The 16,954-nt window shown below is 41.0% G+C and carries 16 protein-coding genes; 6 read left to right on the top strand and 10 right to left on the bottom strand.

Going from position 1 to position 16,954, the window contains the following annotated elements; all coding sequences use genetic code 11:
- Positions 1-37 precede the first annotated feature (37 nt).
- From MSI_RS13940 to MSI_RS13935, 6 genes are all read right to left on the bottom strand, one after another.
- Positions 38-529 carry a hypothetical protein gene (locus MSI_RS13940; RefSeq protein WP_009104991.1) on the bottom strand — a complete coding sequence of 164 codons (492 nt, stop codon included), beginning with the start codon at positions 527-529 and terminating at the stop codon, positions 38-40.
- 59 nt (positions 530-588) lie between these two features.
- Positions 589-1,086 carry a hypothetical protein gene (locus tag MSI_RS06535; RefSeq protein WP_009104989.1) on the bottom strand — a complete coding sequence of 166 codons (498 nt, stop codon included), beginning with the start codon at positions 1,084-1,086 and terminating at the stop codon, positions 589-591.
- A 43-nt stretch (positions 1,087-1,129) separates the two neighbouring features.
- A complete protein-coding gene (locus MSI_RS06530) occupies positions 1,130-1,714 on the bottom strand; it encodes a glycine zipper family protein (RefSeq protein ID WP_009104987.1) in 585 nt (194 codons plus the stop codon).
- 49 nt (positions 1,715-1,763) lie between these two features.
- On the bottom strand, positions 1,764-3,512 hold the full coding sequence (locus MSI_RS06525; RefSeq protein WP_009104986.1) for a TolC family protein: 1,749 nt from the start codon (positions 3,510-3,512) through the stop codon (positions 1,764-1,766).
- 68 nt (positions 3,513-3,580) lie between these two features.
- Positions 3,581-4,966 (bottom strand): MATE family efflux transporter, encoded by a 1,386-nt coding sequence (locus MSI_RS06520; RefSeq protein WP_009104984.1) that lies wholly within the window; start codon positions 4,964-4,966, stop codon positions 3,581-3,583.
- 82 nt (positions 4,967-5,048) lie between these two features.
- Positions 5,049-6,293 carry an HD-GYP domain-containing protein gene (locus MSI_RS13935; protein ID WP_009104982.1) on the bottom strand — a complete coding sequence of 415 codons (1,245 nt, stop codon included), beginning with the start codon at positions 6,291-6,293 and terminating at the stop codon, positions 5,049-5,051.
- 135 nt (positions 6,294-6,428) lie between these two features.
- Here MSI_RS13935 and MSI_RS06510 point away from each other — a divergent pair, with 135 nt between their 5' ends.
- Genes MSI_RS06510 through MSI_RS06485 form a run of 6 tightly spaced genes read left to right on the top strand, consistent with a single transcriptional unit; the run spans position 6,429 to position 12,925 of the window.
- Positions 6,429-8,207 (top strand): beta-galactosidase family protein, encoded by a 1,779-nt coding sequence (locus MSI_RS06510; protein ID WP_009104979.1) that lies wholly within the window; start codon positions 6,429-6,431, stop codon positions 8,205-8,207.
- A gap of 42 nt (positions 8,208-8,249) precedes the next feature.
- Positions 8,250-8,576 (top strand): STAS domain-containing protein, encoded by a 327-nt coding sequence (locus MSI_RS06505; RefSeq protein ID WP_009104977.1) that lies wholly within the window; start codon positions 8,250-8,252, stop codon positions 8,574-8,576.
- Positions 8,577-8,587: 11 nt separating this feature from the next.
- The gene (locus MSI_RS06500; protein WP_050983905.1) at positions 8,588-9,307 is read left to right on the top strand and encodes a formylglycine-generating enzyme family protein; all 720 of its coding nucleotides are present in this window, start codon (positions 8,588-8,590) and stop codon (positions 9,305-9,307) included.
- 48 nt (positions 9,308-9,355) lie between these two features.
- Positions 9,356-10,867, top strand: coding sequence for an NAD-dependent dihydropyrimidine dehydrogenase subunit PreA (gene preA, locus MSI_RS06495; RefSeq protein ID WP_009104974.1), 1,512 nt, complete (start codon positions 9,356-9,358; stop codon positions 10,865-10,867).
- Between the two features lie 24 nt (positions 10,868-10,891).
- Entirely contained in the window at positions 10,892-12,517 is a 1,626-nt protein-coding gene (locus MSI_RS13930; protein ID WP_009104972.1) for a SpoIIE family protein phosphatase, read from the top strand.
- A 3-nt stretch (positions 12,518-12,520) separates the two neighbouring features.
- Positions 12,521-12,925, top strand: a complete 405-nt coding sequence (locus MSI_RS06485; protein ID WP_009104970.1) for an ATP-binding protein — start codon at positions 12,521-12,523, stop codon at positions 12,923-12,925.
- Between the two features lie 20 nt (positions 12,926-12,945).
- Here the strand turns inward: MSI_RS06485 and MSI_RS06480 are convergent, their stop codons facing one another.
- From MSI_RS06480 to rpsU, 4 genes are all read right to left on the bottom strand, one after another.
- Positions 12,946-14,025 carry a galactose ABC transporter substrate-binding protein gene (locus MSI_RS06480; RefSeq protein WP_009104969.1) on the bottom strand — a complete coding sequence of 360 codons (1,080 nt, stop codon included), beginning with the start codon at positions 14,023-14,025 and terminating at the stop codon, positions 12,946-12,948.
- A gap of 13 nt (positions 14,026-14,038) precedes the next feature.
- The gene (locus MSI_RS06475; RefSeq protein ID WP_009104967.1) at positions 14,039-16,123 is read right to left on the bottom strand and encodes a methyl-accepting chemotaxis protein; all 2,085 of its coding nucleotides are present in this window, start codon (positions 16,121-16,123) and stop codon (positions 14,039-14,041) included.
- 54 nt (positions 16,124-16,177) lie between these two features.
- Positions 16,178-16,621 (bottom strand): prepilin peptidase, encoded by a 444-nt coding sequence (locus tag MSI_RS06470; protein WP_009104966.1) that lies wholly within the window; start codon positions 16,619-16,621, stop codon positions 16,178-16,180.
- 68 nt (positions 16,622-16,689) lie between these two features.
- A complete protein-coding gene (rpsU, locus tag MSI_RS06465; protein ID WP_009104963.1) occupies positions 16,690-16,896 on the bottom strand; it encodes a 30S ribosomal protein S21 in 207 nt (68 codons plus the stop codon).
- Positions 16,897-16,954: the final 58 nt, after the last annotated feature.

The raw sequence follows: 16,954 nt of genomic DNA, 5'->3' as shown, positions 1-16,954 counted from the left end.
ACTTTATTCCAGAGCCTTTCTATATTAACAGTTAAGTTTATTTTACTGAATTCCAGCCTAGGAAACCTCCTACTGCTCCGCCAATTGTTGCTCCTATAACAATTCCTGCAACCAACCCTGCAGGGCCGCCAAACATGGCTCCAATAACGCCTCCCATTGCGCCGCCTGCAACAGCTCCAATCGCACCAAGAACTACGGCAAAGGTAACGTTCTTCCAGTGGTCACCCCACCAGCCGCCGCCGACAACAATATCCAATTCATCTGCAGATAGCTGAACAGGTCCCTCATGATTATCGGATTTTCCTGCAAGTTCAATCTGCTCCTGAATTGCATCCATCTGTTTAATAGCTGTATCTGCATCAAAATCTGGGTAAAGTTTCTTAATATTCTCAAATGCTTCTTTAGAAGTAGATGCTGCATCGATAATTCTCTGAACTTCTTCAATGTCATACTTGGAAGTAATTTGTTCAATGCTGTCTGGTGAAGCTCCATTTTCGGCCAAAAGATTCTTTAATTCCGTATTTGTCATATCACACCTCCTGACAAAGCTCCGGACTTTAGACTCCAGAGCTTTTCTTTTTATAATCCTTATTTTGCTTTGTCTGCCTCGACCCAGCCCAGGTAACCACCTGCGGCACCACCAATTAGAGTACCAGCAACAAGTCCGACAACTATACCTACAGGACCAAACATAGAACCGAATGCAGCTCCAAATGCCATTCCAACCATAGCTCCTGCTGCTCCAAGAACCAGAGCAAGAGTTACATTCTTCCAGTGGTCACTCCACCAGCCACCACCGACAACCATATCAAGTTCATCTGCAGATAACTGGACAGGACCTTCCGAACTTTCAGCTTTTCCTGCAAGTTCAATCTGTTCTTCAATTGCATCCATCTGCTTAATTGCAGCATCTGCATCAAAATCCGGATACAATTTCTGAATATTTCTGAATGCTTCAGTAGATGAAGAAGCTGCATCAATAATTCTCTGAACTTCTTCAAAATCATACTTTGATGTAATTTTTTCTATGGTGTCTGCTGATGCTCCATTTTCTGCCAGACGATTCTTTAATTCTGTGTTTGTCATATCATACCTCCTGATATATATTCATTTAGATAACTTATTCAGCTTATGACCAGTACTTTTCAACAAGACCTTTAGGTGCTCCTGCTATGTCGGCAATGACTCCAGACATAGTTCCTAGACAAGCCCCCACAGATGCCCCTATAGATGCTCCAAAGGCAGCACCAGCAAGGAAGGTATCAGTTCCATAGATAACCGCACCAACACCGCCAATTAAAGCACCACCGGCTCCCATTGTGAGGGCGACTACCGCAGCACAAGCCACGAGAACTGCAGCACCTACAAGAATTGTCTTCCAGTTATTTTTGAACCAGTTTCCAACATCGCTGAAGAATCCGCCGCCTGCAACATTTTCAAGTTCTTCCTGAGAAAGCTCTGTCGGGCCTTTTGTCTTTGCTTCTTCAAGAGCCGCAAGGGTCTGATCCATCATATAATCACACTGTTTCTTAAGGTTTTCAACCTTAAGTTCCGGATATAGTTTATTAAGAGCATTAAATGCTTCCGAAGCAGATGAAGCGTTATTTACAGTTTCAGTAATTTTTTCTGCATCAAATTTATTTTGAAATTTCTTGATGTCTTCCGCCGAAATTCCGCTTTCTTCCATAATTTTCTTTACTTCTACGTTTGTCATATCGCACCTCCTGAATACATATAACTATACGAAGGCCTTTTAAAAAAGGCTAATTTTTTTGTTTAAAAATTTCATTCCATTCATCAGCGGATTTCAGAGGAGTTCCCTGCTTTGGAGTCGTATCCTCCGGAATTTCAGGATTATCCTCATCCTCAACTTCAAGCGACGGTTCTGCTGTAACGGCAGGTTTTGTACTTGAATCAAGATTATCCATACGGAAAGCGGTATCAGAATCAATTTTTACAAGGTTTCCGGAATAATACTTATATTCAAGAATAGCCTGCATGTAATTAATTAAAACCTGATAGTAAGAAGCCACGGCATTAATATATTTCTGATCCTGCTGAAAAAGATTTTCGGTTGTGATAAGGCCTGCCATAAAGCGCTTCTGCTCGTTTTCGTAGAGGTTTCTGTGAAGTTCCATTACTTCGCTTGCATCAGAAACACCCGCTTTATAAGTAGCCAGTTTCTGAACACAATTCTGAAGCTGTAAAAGCAGGGTATTTTTTATCTTTTTATAGTCTTCGTTATAGCTGTTATATTCGGACTCTGCCTGTTCGTAAGCGCCCTTTTTTGAATGATTTCCAAGCTTTGCACTTACAGAAACTGCACCGCTAAGGTTGACTCCCCTGTTATTACGGACTCCGGCCGATCCAGCTTCCAGGAAATTATCTGAATAAGCAGCACCTGTTGTTCCAACTCCAAGATTAATGCTGGCATCTGGTCTTTGGTCAATTTTTGCAAGCTTCATCTTGTACTGATAGGTGTTCATCCGCTTTCTTATTGCAACTAAATCCGGGCGATTTTGTTCAATATAGGAAAAAAGCTCATCATTTACATCATCCAGAGTTGGAGGTTCAATTTCATTAAGATTTACAACCTCAAAAGGATTATCAGGAATACCGATTATATTCGCATCAGAAACGCCGATAACCTGCATCAGCTCCATTTTTGCCTGTTTGAAGCGGACATCGGCTTCCTGAATCTGGCGGATATTTTCCTTTTCATTTACCTGCATTGCAAGAATATCATTACGGGAACGAACGCCGCTTCGGATAAGGGAATCTATAGCGCCGTTACGAGCCTTTATTTTTTCCTGCAAAACCTGCAGAACCTCAAGATTCTTATAGGCAAGATAATAATTCCAGAATTTTGATGCCGCATTCATCATTGTCTGAGAAAGGGTATCAGAAAGGGCATAATCCATGGCATCAAGATTTTCTTTGGCAGTTTTAATCTGCATAGAAGTCATGGAATCTTTAAAGGCTTTAAAAAGCGGCAGACTTAATTCAAGACTAATCTGCCCCACATTGCGGCCTTTTTCATGTTCATATTTAGAATAATTTTCCGTATCAAAATTCTTTCCGTAGCTGTACTGGGGAAAATCGTGCTGACGCTGCAGAGTATAGGAAAGCTTAGCTTCAAGTCCGAAAGAAAAAAGCTTCTTCATAAAAACCGAGCCGGAAACCTGCTGCTGCATTGTATTGTTTGAATAAATACCATAGCTGGTAGAAGGCGTCATAAAGGAATATGAATAGGAATAGCGGGGATCTCTTTCATCAATTGGATTATGGTTTAAAGCATACTGAGCCTGAGTTCCTACTTCTAAATCCAGAGCGCCTACTGCCTGATGATACTGGGCACGGGCAGACGCAATTGCATATCGCTGTTTTTTAATTTCGTAATTATTCTGGACAGCAAGAACTATTGCACTGTTCAGAGTAAAGTGAGTTTCTTCCTGAGCAATGCATAAAAAAACTGAGAAAAAAAGAATTCCGGCTGCTATAATTCTTTTCATTTAAGCAAATGTTTTCTATATAATTATAACATACAAGGCTCTTTTCTCATAATAAAAAAAACAGATTTTTATGAACCGGACTTACTTTCGGCAGCAAGATTTACAAGCCACTTTTCCTTTTTAAGCCACCAGTGGGCAATTCCGCTTTTTATGAAGTCTGAAATTTTTGTAAGGGCATAAATTGCAATAGGTCCAAGGCTCGTACAAAGCACAAAAAAGAACATTGAAGCAATATAGGCAATGTTTGCCGCAAGGTCGCAGATAGCGCCCATTTTTACGTCTCCGCCTGCACGGCTGATTGCATACTGAGCGTTTAAAAAAGCCCAGAGCGGAAGATAAGAAGCACCGACAATGATAACTCCGCAGGCAATTCTGCGGGCCTCAGGCGTAAGATTTGCAAAAACATAGGGAACCAGCAGGGTTGTCGCAAAGCCTATTACAAGGAAAAGGCAGCCAAAAAGAGTTGAACCCGTTAAAATCCAGTTTTTCTGAATTCTTGCTTCTTCCAGGTGCCCTGCCCCAAGCTCCTGCCCCACAATTACGGTTGTTGCGGTTACAATTCCGCTGAAACAGATAAAGAAAAGATTACAGATTGCAAAACCGCCAGCCATGCCGGAAACAACTTCTGCACCACCAAGAGTATTGTAGAGAGCTGTGGCAACAGTTTCTGAAAAGGCCCACAAAAGCTCCGAAACCAGAATCAAAACCGATTTCTTTAAAATCTTTACGCCAAGCAGGAAGTCAATATTCAAAATTGTGATTAATTTGAACAGGAACTCCGGCTTTCTGTAGGCGGCATAAATCAAAAAGAGAATAAGTTCTACTCCGCGGGCAATTACCGTAGCATAACCGGCTCCTGCAACTTCCAGACGAGGTGCTCCAAAATGTCCGTAAATCAAAATATAGTTGAATACAGTATTTACCAGGGTTGCAATAATGCTTATTACAAGCGGAGGACGCACAATCTCAACTTCACGCAAAGATGAGGCAATAGACTGAGAAATGCACATGAAGATCCAGGAAAGAGCAACCGACTTCGCATAGCTGACAGTCTGATCAATAATTGCAGCAGCATCAGTATTGTTATGAAGCAGCAGGCCATAAAGTCCGCGGGGTGCCCACCAGCACAAAAGCGCATAAACAAGGCCGAAAAAGCCGGTTACCAGCAGCTTAAAGCGGAAACTCTGCTCCATTCCCCGCTTATCCTTTGCCCCTTTGAACTGGGACATAAAAATGCCGCCTGACATACAAAGGGTGTTAATAAGCACAATGAAGACAAAGTTTATCTGTCCGCAGACATTAACGCCGCTCATTTTTACGTCGCCAAGTCCGGCAACCATAAAATTATCAATGAGGGAAACTAAATTCTGTATAAAAAGCTGAAGCATAATGGGAATGGCAATTGCCAGAGCCCTTTTATAAAACTTCCATGTACCAAAGTATTTGTTATTCATAGTTTAGTATAACGTTATACCACGTTATATGTTTTGTCAAGAAAGCTTTTTTGCTTATCCAAAAAAAACGCCTTACTTCTTTCTAGCGCGTGAATTTTTCCATTACCTTAGCAATTTCAGGTTTAAGATTCAAGAAGATTGCAACAATTGCAGGATCAAAGTGTTCGCCGGAACCTTCTTCAAGGATTCTATAGGCAGTTTCTACATCAAAAGGTTCTTTATAGCAGCGGCGAGAAACCAGAGCATCAAAAACATCAGCTACAGCCATAATGCGGGCACTCAAAGGAATTGCCGTTCCCTTCAATCCATAAGGATATCCGGTTCCGTTCCATTTTTCGTGGTGATAAGTTGCAACGTCGGCAGCAACCTTAATAAAGGCTTTATCATCACTCATGGCAAAAACTTCTTTAATAACGCGTCCACCCTCTTTTGCGTGAAGTTTCATCAAATTAAATTCATCTGCGGTAAGCTTTCCTGGCTTTTTCAAAATCACATCAGAAACAACAATCTTTCCAACATCATGAAGAGGTGCCGCACGTTTAATATAATCAACAAAAGTTTCGTTTATTTCTTCTTTGAAGAGACCCTTTTCCAAAGCGCTTCGGGAAATCAAATCAACATAAGCAGAGGTTCTCTGAATATGCTCGCCTGTATCAAAATCGCGGTTATCAACAAGGTTTGCAAGACTGCTGATTACATAACTCTGGATTTTCAAAAGCTTTTCGGTCTTAGCCTGAGCTTCTGCGGTTTTTACATCAACCTGAGTCTGCAGCTTCTTTTCTACAAGGTAAACAAGGTAGGCATACATCAAAAGACCGATGATGTTTACAACTGTATCAGAAGCAATATTTACGGTTTTAATTACAGTAAGGGCTGTATGAGAAAGCTCATAGTGAGGTTCAATCTTAGGCGCAATTACTTCAAGGTAAGTAAAAAGCCCCGATGAAAAAAGTCCGTAGAAAATTGACTGTCTGAAATGTCCACGGAAGGTCAAAAGCGGAACAATACCTACAAGGAAAATGAAAAAGTGGAAGGAAGCCATTCCGCCAAGGAAATAGTCTGCCAGAAGCTGATGAACTACAACTTCCACATAGAAAAATACAAACTGAACTACAAAGGATTTTTTAGACAGTACCAGAATTGCAAGAACTGTAAAGAGAGTAACACTGTATATATTATAGAAGAACATAGGGTAAATTTTCATTACCCCGAATACAACCAGAAATGAGGTATGATAAATCAGGGCAAAATATACCGCTATTATCTGGAAGATTTTTGCATATTTAAAATCAAGGAGAATTTCACGAATTTTTTGAATAAAAGGCATATTAAACTATTACTCCGTTTTATCATTTAAAGAATAACACAGATTTTCATAAAATCAATTTTTTTCCTTCAAAATTATAACATTTTGCTGATAGTAATACTATCACTAATTCACAAACTATTGTAGTATATAGATATGAGTACATTTGAAATTAAAGACACATTTTTATTAGACGGCAAACCTTTCCAGATTATTTCGGGTTCAATTCACTACTTCCGAGTAGTTCCTGAATACTGGCAGGACAGACTTGAAAAACTTAAGAACATGGGCTGTAACACAGTTGAAACTTATATCCCATGGAATATTACAGAACCACGCAAGGGCGAATTCTGCTTTGACGGTCTTTGTGATTTTGAAAAATTCCTTGACCTTGCCCAGAAACTGGGACTCTACGCAATTGTGCGCCCTTCTCCATATATCTGCGCAGAATGGGAACTCGGAGGACTTCCTTCATGGATCTTTACCGTACCGGGACTTGAACCTCGCTGTAAAAATGAGCCTTACTATCAGAATGTACGCGACTATTACAAAGTTCTGCTTCCCCGCCTTGTAAATCATCAGATTGATAAGGGTGGAAACATCATTTTAATGCAGATTGAAAACGAATACGGCTACTACGGAAAAGACATGAGCTACATGCACTTTCTTGAAGGCCTTATGCGCGAAGGTGGAATTACAGTTCCTTTTGTAACCAGTGACGGTCCATGGGGAAAAATGTTTATTCACGGACAGTGTGACGGCGCTCTTCCAACCGGAAACTTCGGTTCTCACGCCCGCCCGCTTTTTGCAAATATGAAGCGCATGATGAAAAAGACAGGAAACCGCGGTCCTCTTATGTGCATGGAATTCTGGATCGGCTGGTTTGATGCCTGGGGAAACAAGGAACACAAAACTTCAAAACTCAAGCGCAATATCAAAGATTTGAACTACATGCTGAAAAAAGGTAACGTAAACTTTTACATGTTCCACGGCGGTACAAACTTTGGCTTTATGAATGGTTCAAACTATTTCACAAAGCTTACACCGGATACAACAAGTTACGACTACGATGCTCCACTTTCTGAAGATGGAAAAATCACAGAAAAATACCGCACCTTCCAGAGCATTATTAAAAAATACCGCGATTTTGAAGAAATGCCTCTTTCTACAAAGATTGAACAGAAGGCTTACGGTAAAGTAAAAGCTGGAAAATCTATTAAATTGTTTGATATTTTAGACACTTTAGCAGTTGCAAAGACTTCTTCTGTCGAAAAATTGACTGGAATGGAAGCTTCTGGTCAGGATTACGGCTATATTCTCTACAAAACTAAGGTTCCAGCTGCCTCAAATACACTTAAAATTGAAGACGGACTTGACCGCATCCACGAGTTTAAAAACGGAGAGCTTAAGGCTGTTCTCTTTGACAAGGAAACTGCAAAGCCTGTTGAACTTACTCTTGCTTCCGGCGACGAACTTACCCTTCTTGTAGAGAATCTTGGCCGCGTTAATTTTGCAACCAAAATTCCTTTCCAGCGCAAGGGTATCTTAGGAAGAGTTCTTGCAGACGAAAAGCCTCTCACAGACTGGACTTACTACAACCTCAATCTTGATAAAGCACAGCTTTCAAAAATTGACTGGAATAAAGCTGAAGAAGGTATCGCAGGCACAGGAAAAATTACTTCACCAAGTTTCACTCACATGACCCTTATGGTAGACAAGGCCTGCGACACCTATCTGGACTTTACCGGCTGGGGAAAAGGCTGTATCTTCCTCAACGGCTTTAATCTTGGCCGCTTCTGGGAAATCGGTCCTCAGAAAAGACTTTATGTTCCAGCCCCTCTCCTTAAGGAAGGCGAAAATGAAATCATCATTTTTGAAACAGAAGGAAAAACTGCAGACAGCATAGAATTCTTTGCAGAACATAAGCTGTACTAAGTTTTCTTTGTCATATGAAAATTATGATGTTATAATTTTCATATGACTATAGAACAACAGCGCATAGACGATACTCTTTATGTAAAAGTTATCGGAAAACTCGACACCAACACCTCTCCGGATCTTGAGAAATTTCTAAATGAAAATTTCATAAACGCAAGAATTATTTTATGTCACAAACTTATTCTTGACCTCTCTGAAGTTCCTTATATTTCCAGTGCGGGGCTTCGCGTAATAATTCAAGTCTTCAAAGCCGTAGCAGCAAAAGCAGCATCCGGCCTTTCTTTTGAAATCCGTAATCCAAGTGAATTCTGTATGCAGGTTTTTGAAACAATCGGCGCAACGGCATTCTTAAAAATCACAGTTTAAGCGGGGCAATAATGATTCATGTAAAAGGCGGTCAATTTAATATGGGATCTCAAAAAACTTCTCTTTGTAAAGTCGGCATTTTTGACTTTTATATGGCAGAAGTTCCTGTAACCCAGGCCTTATATAAAAAAATAATGAATTTTAATCCTTCAAAAATTAAGGGCGATGACCATCCGGTTGAATCTGTTTCCTGGTATGATGCAATTATTTTCTGCAATGCACTCAGCGATGCATACAAACTGGAACCATGCTATTCTGTCAAAGGAAACACTAAGCTTGCTACTATAGAAGATAAAAGCCCTTTATGGAATGATTTAGTATGTAACTTCAAGGGGCCTGGCTTCAGGCTTCCTACCGAAGCAGAATGGGAATACGCTGCACAGGCTGGAAGTGCATTTTTATATTCCGGCAGCGATAATATTGACGAAGTTGCCTGGTACGGCGAAAACAGCGAAATTTCAACTCATGATGTTGGAAAGAAAAAACCTAATGCATTGGGTTTATTTGATATGTCAGGCAATGTTGAAGAATGGTGCTGGGACTGGTTTGGCCCTCTACCTGGAGGAAATAACCTTGCACCTACAGGTCCTGCAAAAGGAAGTTCAAAAGTAAAACGCGGCGGCTGCTGGCTTGATGATGCTGTCTTATGCACCACAGCAGCAAGATCTTCTACTCCGCCAACAGGAAAAGCTGGAACTCTGGGATTCAGAATCTGCAGAAGCACGGTGTAAAGAATTTAACAGAATTTTAATGCCCCGCCCCACCCTCAGGAGTATTTTATGAGTTTTCAAAAAACGATTAACCGCTCTGATATGCTGAACTGCCTTTTATGCAGTAATCCTCCCTGTTCTGAAGCCTGCAAACAAGGAATTGACCCGGGGAAACTTTTACGAAGCATCTGGTTTGAAAATGAAGAATACGCTTCTTTAAGCCTGCCGGAAAAAAATCCATGTTCCGGCTTCACCGCTCCATGTGAAATTTCCTGCATAAAAAACGGCCAGGTAAAAATTACACAGCTGATAAAGCAGCTTTACAGCGTGCGCGCTCTTCCTCACGATGTTGAAAGCGCAGACGCAGTAGATTTTACCTGCCTTAAATCTGATATCTGCGGAATTCCAATTGAAAACCCTTTTCTTCTATCTTCTTCTGTTGTTGCAAGTACTTATGATATGTGCGCCCGCGCTTTTGAGGCTGGCTGGGCTGGAGCCTGTTTCAAGACAATATGCAGCTTCCCTATTCATGAATGTTCTCCGCGTTTTTCTTCTCTTGAAGGCGACAACAATTCTTTTATCGGATTCAAAAATATTGAGCAGCTTTCTGATCACAGCGTAGAAGAAAATATGGAAATCTTCCGCCAGTTAAAAGAAAAATACCCTTCAAAATTCATTCTGGCTTCAATTATGGGACAAAACGAAGAAGAATGGGGAACGCTCTCTAAAAAATGTGAGGAAGCTGGCGCCGATGCCATTGAACTTAATTTTTCCTGCCCAAATATGGCTGACGAAGGACTGGGCTCTGATATAGGACAGGTTCCTGAACTTGTAGAATCTTTTACACGGGCGGCAAAATCGGCATGTAAAATACCAGTCATTGCAAAACTTACTCCCAATGTTGCAAATATGAGTCCGGCTGCCGAGGCGGCAAAAAAAGGCGGCGCAGACGGAATTTCTGCAATCAATACAATAAAAAGCGTAACAGGCGTAAATCTGCACACCTACGTAAGCGCCCCTTCCGTTCACGGAAAATCGGCGCTGGGCGGTTACAGTGGCACAGCAGTAAAACCAATCGCCCTCCGCTTTATTGCAGAGCTTGGACTTAATAAGAATCTTAACAATCTTCACATTACAGGCATGGGTGGAATTGAAAACTGGACGGATGCAGCAGAGTTTATTCTGCTCGGTGCAGGCTCCCTCCAGATTACAACTGCCGTTATGAAATACGGCTACAGAATTATTGAAGATTTAAAATCCGGACTTGCCCTATACATGAATCAAAAAGGTTTTAAGTCTATTTCAGAAATGAAGGGACTTTCGCTTGATTCCTTCTATTTAAATACAGACAGTTTGGAAAGAGATTCGATAGTATATCCAAAATTCAACAGCCAAAAATGCGTCGGCTGCGGACGCTGTACTATTTCCTGCTCGGACGGCGGACATCAGGCACTTGAACTTACTTCAGAAAGGAAAATCAAGATGGATCCGAAAAAATGTGTCGGCTGTCACCTTTGTATTCTTGTCTGCCCTCAAAAAGCAATTAGTCCGGGCGGAAAACGAGTTTTTCGTGCATTATAGAAAATCCGTGTTATAATTTAGGGTATGAGACGACGGAAAATTCCGATTATTACAAAAAAAATTGTTTCAAGCGTTATTATAACCGGCTTTTTACTTTGTACCGTTATTTCAATTGCCGGCTACTGGAGTTTTACGACTCAATTCAAAAATCAGTATGACACGTCTGTTCTCTCTATCTGCACAACAGTTCGCGAAAACCTGAATGCAGAAAAACTGACCTATTACGGAAGGCAGAAAACCCCTGATGCTGAATACGAAGCAACAAGAGAAGTTCTTCAGGACTTTGTTGATAAATTTGATTTAAATCTTCTTTATGTTTCCATTGTTGAACCGCCAGAGTATTCTCATATCACTTATGTTTTTAACCCAGTGAAAAAAGGCGGTAAATGGAAGGAATTTCCGATTGGGTATGAAGAAGATTACAAAAACGAGCAGTATAGCGCTTCCATTAAACGTGTTTACGAAAACGGAGAAACGCTTGTTCGCCACACATTTAATACACGAAGCGGATCCCACATCACTGCAAATGTTCCGGTTTACGACAAGAGCGGAACTGTAATTGCGGTTGTCGGAACTCAAAAACCTGTTCAGGAATTTGTAAATGCCCGCCATTCATATCTTAAATTAATTCTTATAGCAGAAATAATTTTTGCCGTTGCATTTATCTTTGTGTTTGGTTCTTATTTTAATACAAACTTTATCAGCCCGGTAATGATGATTACCCGCGAAACTGACCATTTTGCATCATGGGGCGGCGAACCATCAGATAATCTTCTGCACATCAAGAACCGGGATGAACTTGGTATTCTTGCCCATTCGGTTCACCAGATGGAAAATGACGTTTGCCGAAATATCAAGGAACTCACAAAAGTTACCGCCGAAAAAGAGCGAATCAGCACGGAATTAAACCTGGCAGCAAAAATCCAGCTGGATGCCCTTCCAAGCGGCTATCCGCCATTCCCTGACCGCAAAGATTTTGACCTTTTTGCCACAATGACCCCTGCCAAGGAGGTAGGCGGTGACCTTTACGATTATATGCTTCTGGATGACGACCACATTATGCTTGTGGTAGGCGATGTTTCCGGAAAAGGAGTCCCTGCTGCCCTCTTTATGATGACTGCAAAAACCCTGATTTCTTCATACGCAGAACAGGGGCTTCCTCCAAAAGAGATTTTTGAGCGGACAAATAATCAGCTTTGTAAGGGCAACGAAGAAAACCTCTTTGTAACCTGCTGGCTTGGAATCCTTACTTTCAGTACAGGCGAACTTAAATATGTAAATGCGGGGCATCCTTTCCCAGTCCTTTATCAGAAAGAAAGTTTCTCTTTCCTTTCGGAAAAGCCTAACTTTGTTCTTGGCGGAATGGAAGGACTTCCATATCAGGAACATTCGGTAACTCTAAGCGCTGGAGACCGCATTTTTGTTTACACCGACGGCGTTACTGAAGCTACAGACAGCGGAAACAAGCTCTTCGGCGACAATAGGCTTCTTTCAGCAGTTCAGGGCACTCAGAACATGAATGCACCAGACACGCTGACACATATAAAAAATAAAATTGATGAGTTTGTAGGGGAAACTGACCAGTTTGATGACATCACAATGCTGCAGTTTATTATGAAAAATGATGACGCCAAAGGCGCGGAGGATTAGGAAGTGCTTAACGTAAAAGCTGAAACACAAATGCTGGATACAGTCCAGGACTTTATCCACGAAAGTCTTGAAAAAGCCGGAATTGATGCTGATATAAAGGCTCTGACCCAGTTAGATGTTGCGGTGGAAGAAGTATTTGTTAATATTGCAAATTATGCCTATGCCCCAAATACGGGAGATGCAATTATAGAAGCCCAGGTTTCTGATGGCTCTGTTCTTACTGTAAGCTTTATAGACAGCGGAAAAGCCTTTGACCCTCTTGCGGCAGAAGATCCTGATGTAACTTTGAGTGCTGATGAACGCGGAATTGGAGGACTAGGAATCTTCCTTACCAAAAAATTCATGGATAAGGTTGAATATCAGCGCAAGGACGATAAAAACATCCTTACGCTGACCAAAAAATTCTAATTTCTTTTCTTTTGTGCTTGTTACTTGGTAACAGGTACAAAAGGAACGATAAAGCACTGATCAATTACGTTACGGTCTGTAAGAGGAGCCTCTTTTGTGGTTTCTTTTGCAGCCGAAAGCCCGCCTTTTGTTGTATACCCCTGTGCAGATCCATTTTCCAGACACTGCCATACAAGTTCAAGAGCCGTTGCAGCCTGGGCATTAGCATCCTGCAAAACAGTTCCATACATCTGATTTTTCTGCATTGAAGCCTTTCCGCCTTCAGTTGCATCTACACCAAGAACAGGCACAGCAAGTGCAGTTCCATCGCGGTCAACATCCTGAGTAGGATTAGAAGGATTATCAACATAACCGTGACTTACAAGGGCTTCTACTGCACCTAAAGCCATTTCATCATTCTGAGCAATGACAACATCAAAATCAGAGTGCTTGCCTTCAAGCCAGAGAGAAAGATACTGGCGGGCACTGTCCAGATTCCAGTTCGCACCAAACTCAGCCACAACATTTACGTTATAGCCAAGTTTTGCAAGCCCTTCCATTACACCAACTTTGCGGTAAATCTGAGCCGGATGACCATATTCACCATTAAAGTAAACTACCCGCAGATTTTTTCCGTTCAGTTTTGAAGGGTTTTTCTTAAAATAAGAGTCGATAATCTGAGCCTGGAAGTTTCCTGCATCAGTTTCCGGAGAAGATGCATAGTAGAAATTCTTTCCAACCTTAAGGGCATCAACAGAAGGAATGATGTTAGAAAAAGCCGCAGAACCGCCCTGAGAATTAATGATTTTTGCCATCTGCTCGGTAAGATCAGTGTTGTAGGCGATAATAACAAAGTTCTTCACGCCGTTCAAAAGCATTGTCTTAAGCTGGTCAATCTGAATTGCCGCATCGTTATTTGCAGAATATGACTGAAGGGTAATTCCGTTTTCCTTAGCAGCCTTTATCAAACCTGCTTTATAAGCCGCAAGAAAAGGTTCGGTGTCATTTCGCAAAAGAACACCGATAACTTCCTTCTTCTCAGAAGCTTTTTTACAGCCGGAAGTCATAAAAAGGGCTGCCAGAAGAAGTGATCCGCCTATATATTTACAAAGTTTTTTCATATTTGCCCCCAAACTAAACAGTAAACTGATCTATCTGGCTTCCAATTTCCATGATAGAGCTGTACATAATCTTTGTGATGTTATCCAGAGACTCGCCTGTTTCGGTGATTTTTCCTGTTGTGTTGGAAATAATCTGCATACTATCCCTAATAGCGCCGGTAGCATCCTGAAGCTGCTGAATTTCTGTAAGGATTGCCTTGTTTCCTTCTGACATTTCCTTAGAAGCAGTTCGAACTTCAAGAGTAGAATCGTTCATTACGCTAAGGGCACTACCAATCTGGCGTGAACCTTCTGCCTGTTCTTCCATTGCGCTCTTAATCTGATTAACAAGATGGTCTGTGCTCTGGATTTTATCTGTAACAGAGTTGAAGGCCTCACTTGAAGCCTGAGATGCAGAAACAACACTTTCAATAGAATCACGGATTTTCTTAAGCTGATTTCCGATTGTCTTTGACTGGGCAGAAGAAGTTTCCGAAAGCTTTCGGATTTCGTCTGCAACTACCGCAAAGCCCTTACCTGCTTCACCGGCATGTGCAGCTTCAATTGCAGCGTTCATGGCAAGAAGGTTTGTTTCGCGGGCAATATTTGCAATGGCAGTATTTGCCTCCTGAAGCATTACAGATTCCTGTTCAATCTGATTAATCTTTTCGTTTACGTCGTTCTGACGTTCTGTTCCAATTGCAGAAGTTTCTTCCAGTTCAACAAACTGGTCTGCCATCTTCTTTACAGAGCCGTTTACAGAATCAATATTTCCAATCATCTGTTCAACAGCAGCAGAAGCCTGGCTAACACTCTGAACCATCTGTTCAATCATGCGCTCAAGTGATTCGATGTTAGAGGCAATCTCATTTACCGCGCCCGCAGTCTGATGAACACTTTCCGACTGGTGTGTGATGCGGGAAGAAACGGTTTCGATATTAGAAAGAATCTGTGCATTTGAATCAGCAGTTTCCTGGGTGCAGGAATGCATTTCTTCACCGGCAGCAGCAAGAGCATCTTTAGAATGTTTAAGTTCAGTAATAATACTCTGAAGCTTTTCTGCAAATTTATTAAAGCCGTCTACAACCGAACCGATTTCAGTTTTAGAGTCAATTTTTATTCGCTGGGTTAAATCAGCATGACCCGAAGCAATTCCATTGATAGACTTTTCTACAACTCCAAGCGGTTTAAGCATAAAGCCGGAAACAAGGAGAGTACACAAGGTCAAAATCAGAATTGTAAGCAGCGAAATAATTACGTTTGTATTTCGAAGCATATTTCCGGTTTTATTCATCTGAGATTCGGCAATTGTAAAGGCAAAAACCCATGGGGTATAGGCAATCGGTGTGTAAGTAACAAAGATATTTCCTTTAAGACCGCCCCAGTTTTTAGTCCAGCCGGTACCAATACCGCCGTTAACTGCTTTTTTTACAATTTCAATTACAGACTCATCATTTGAAGCGCTCAAAAGGTTTGTCTTCATTACAACATCAGGATTTACGTTTGCAACAACAGTTCCGTCATCAGCAATAATCCAGGTCTGACCACTTTCTCCAAGAAGGATGTAATCTACCATGTTCTTTACGTTTTCAAGAGCAACAACAGCCGAGAATACACCAAAAATTTCACCGTGTACCTTAGCAGCGCGGGCAATATGGAAAACTGTATTTCCGTTTGAATCACGGGTTGGATTATCAACATAACTTGATTTTCCATTCCTCATGATTTCTTTATAGAAACGCTCATTGGAAACATTTTCAACGCCGCCGACATCGGTATAACCACGTCCATCTTTTCCTGCATACATAATGGAAGAAAAGTAGGTTTTTCTTGTTCCGTTATGCTCTTTAAGCCAGGTAACAATTTTTGCATCATCACCACTTGAAACAACATCCGCATCAGAATAGAAGGTCATCTGATTCATGTATTCACTGATTTTATTTGCGATAGCAAGTGAATAGGCATTTGTAATCTGCGTACAATCCATAGCATAACTTTCGCCAGTTGATTTCTTGGTGTAAGAAGACATAAAGACTCCCTGCACTGCATTAATAATCAAAATCAAGCCAACAAGAATCACACAAAGGATGACTGAAATTCGGTATCGTTTTTTACTCATAGACAAAAAACTCCTGTGTTAAATATTTTATATCTAAAATTCTTACAGCGCAAATTAAAAAAATGATTCCAAAAGCAGAGTAAGAATCAACCCAAGACTCATAAAGGGAATAAAAGGAATGCGGACTCCGGCGATTTTATGATTATATATATAGAAGAAAAGTGCAAAAATCAGGGCGGAAATCGGAGGAATAATCAGGGCGACCCATAAAAATTCCCAGTTAGTAATTGATAGGCCAGAAAAGGCGGCTAAGAGGATATCACCAAAGCCTAGCTTACCCTTAAGAAAGCGGCTCTGAAAAAGATAAAAAAGGAAAAAGGCGGCGGAATTAATAAGATGAGGAATAAGAAGTTCAATAGAAGCAAAGCAAAGAATTATCAGCTGAAGGATATAAGCGGCAGCAAGAACAGGGACAGAAATCTTTTTGTATCTGATGTCCTGAAAGGAAAGGATTGCGCAAGTTATAAAAATTAAAGAAAGGCGAAGTATTGTCAGCATTTTGTATATTATAAATCAGGCTTGTAAAAAAATTAACCCCCGGGATATTTCCGGGGGCTTAGGACTAACTAGTAGTCTTTTCTCTCTGTCTTACGTCTTTTGTTCAAAAGTTTTCTTTCGAGAGTTGTTTTCTTCTGGTGAAGAGTTGCAGAAGGTTTTACAAAGTATTCGCGCTTTTTGAATTCGCGGATAATGCCTTCTTTTTCAACCATACGCTTAAAACGTTTGATTGCTTTTTCAAGGTTCTCTGAATCATCTACGTTGATTGTTGCCATTCTAATGTCACCTCCTTCTGCCGGAATACCGAAAACAATAGAAATATAATATTAAGTT

It is taken from the genome of Treponema sp. JC4, from assembly GCF_000260795.1.
Taxonomy (GTDB): Bacteria; Spirochaetota; Spirochaetia; order Treponematales; family Treponemataceae; genus Treponema_D.
The sequence above is the reverse complement of the archived record's forward strand: the minus strand, read 5'-3'. Positions and strand labels throughout refer to the sequence as shown.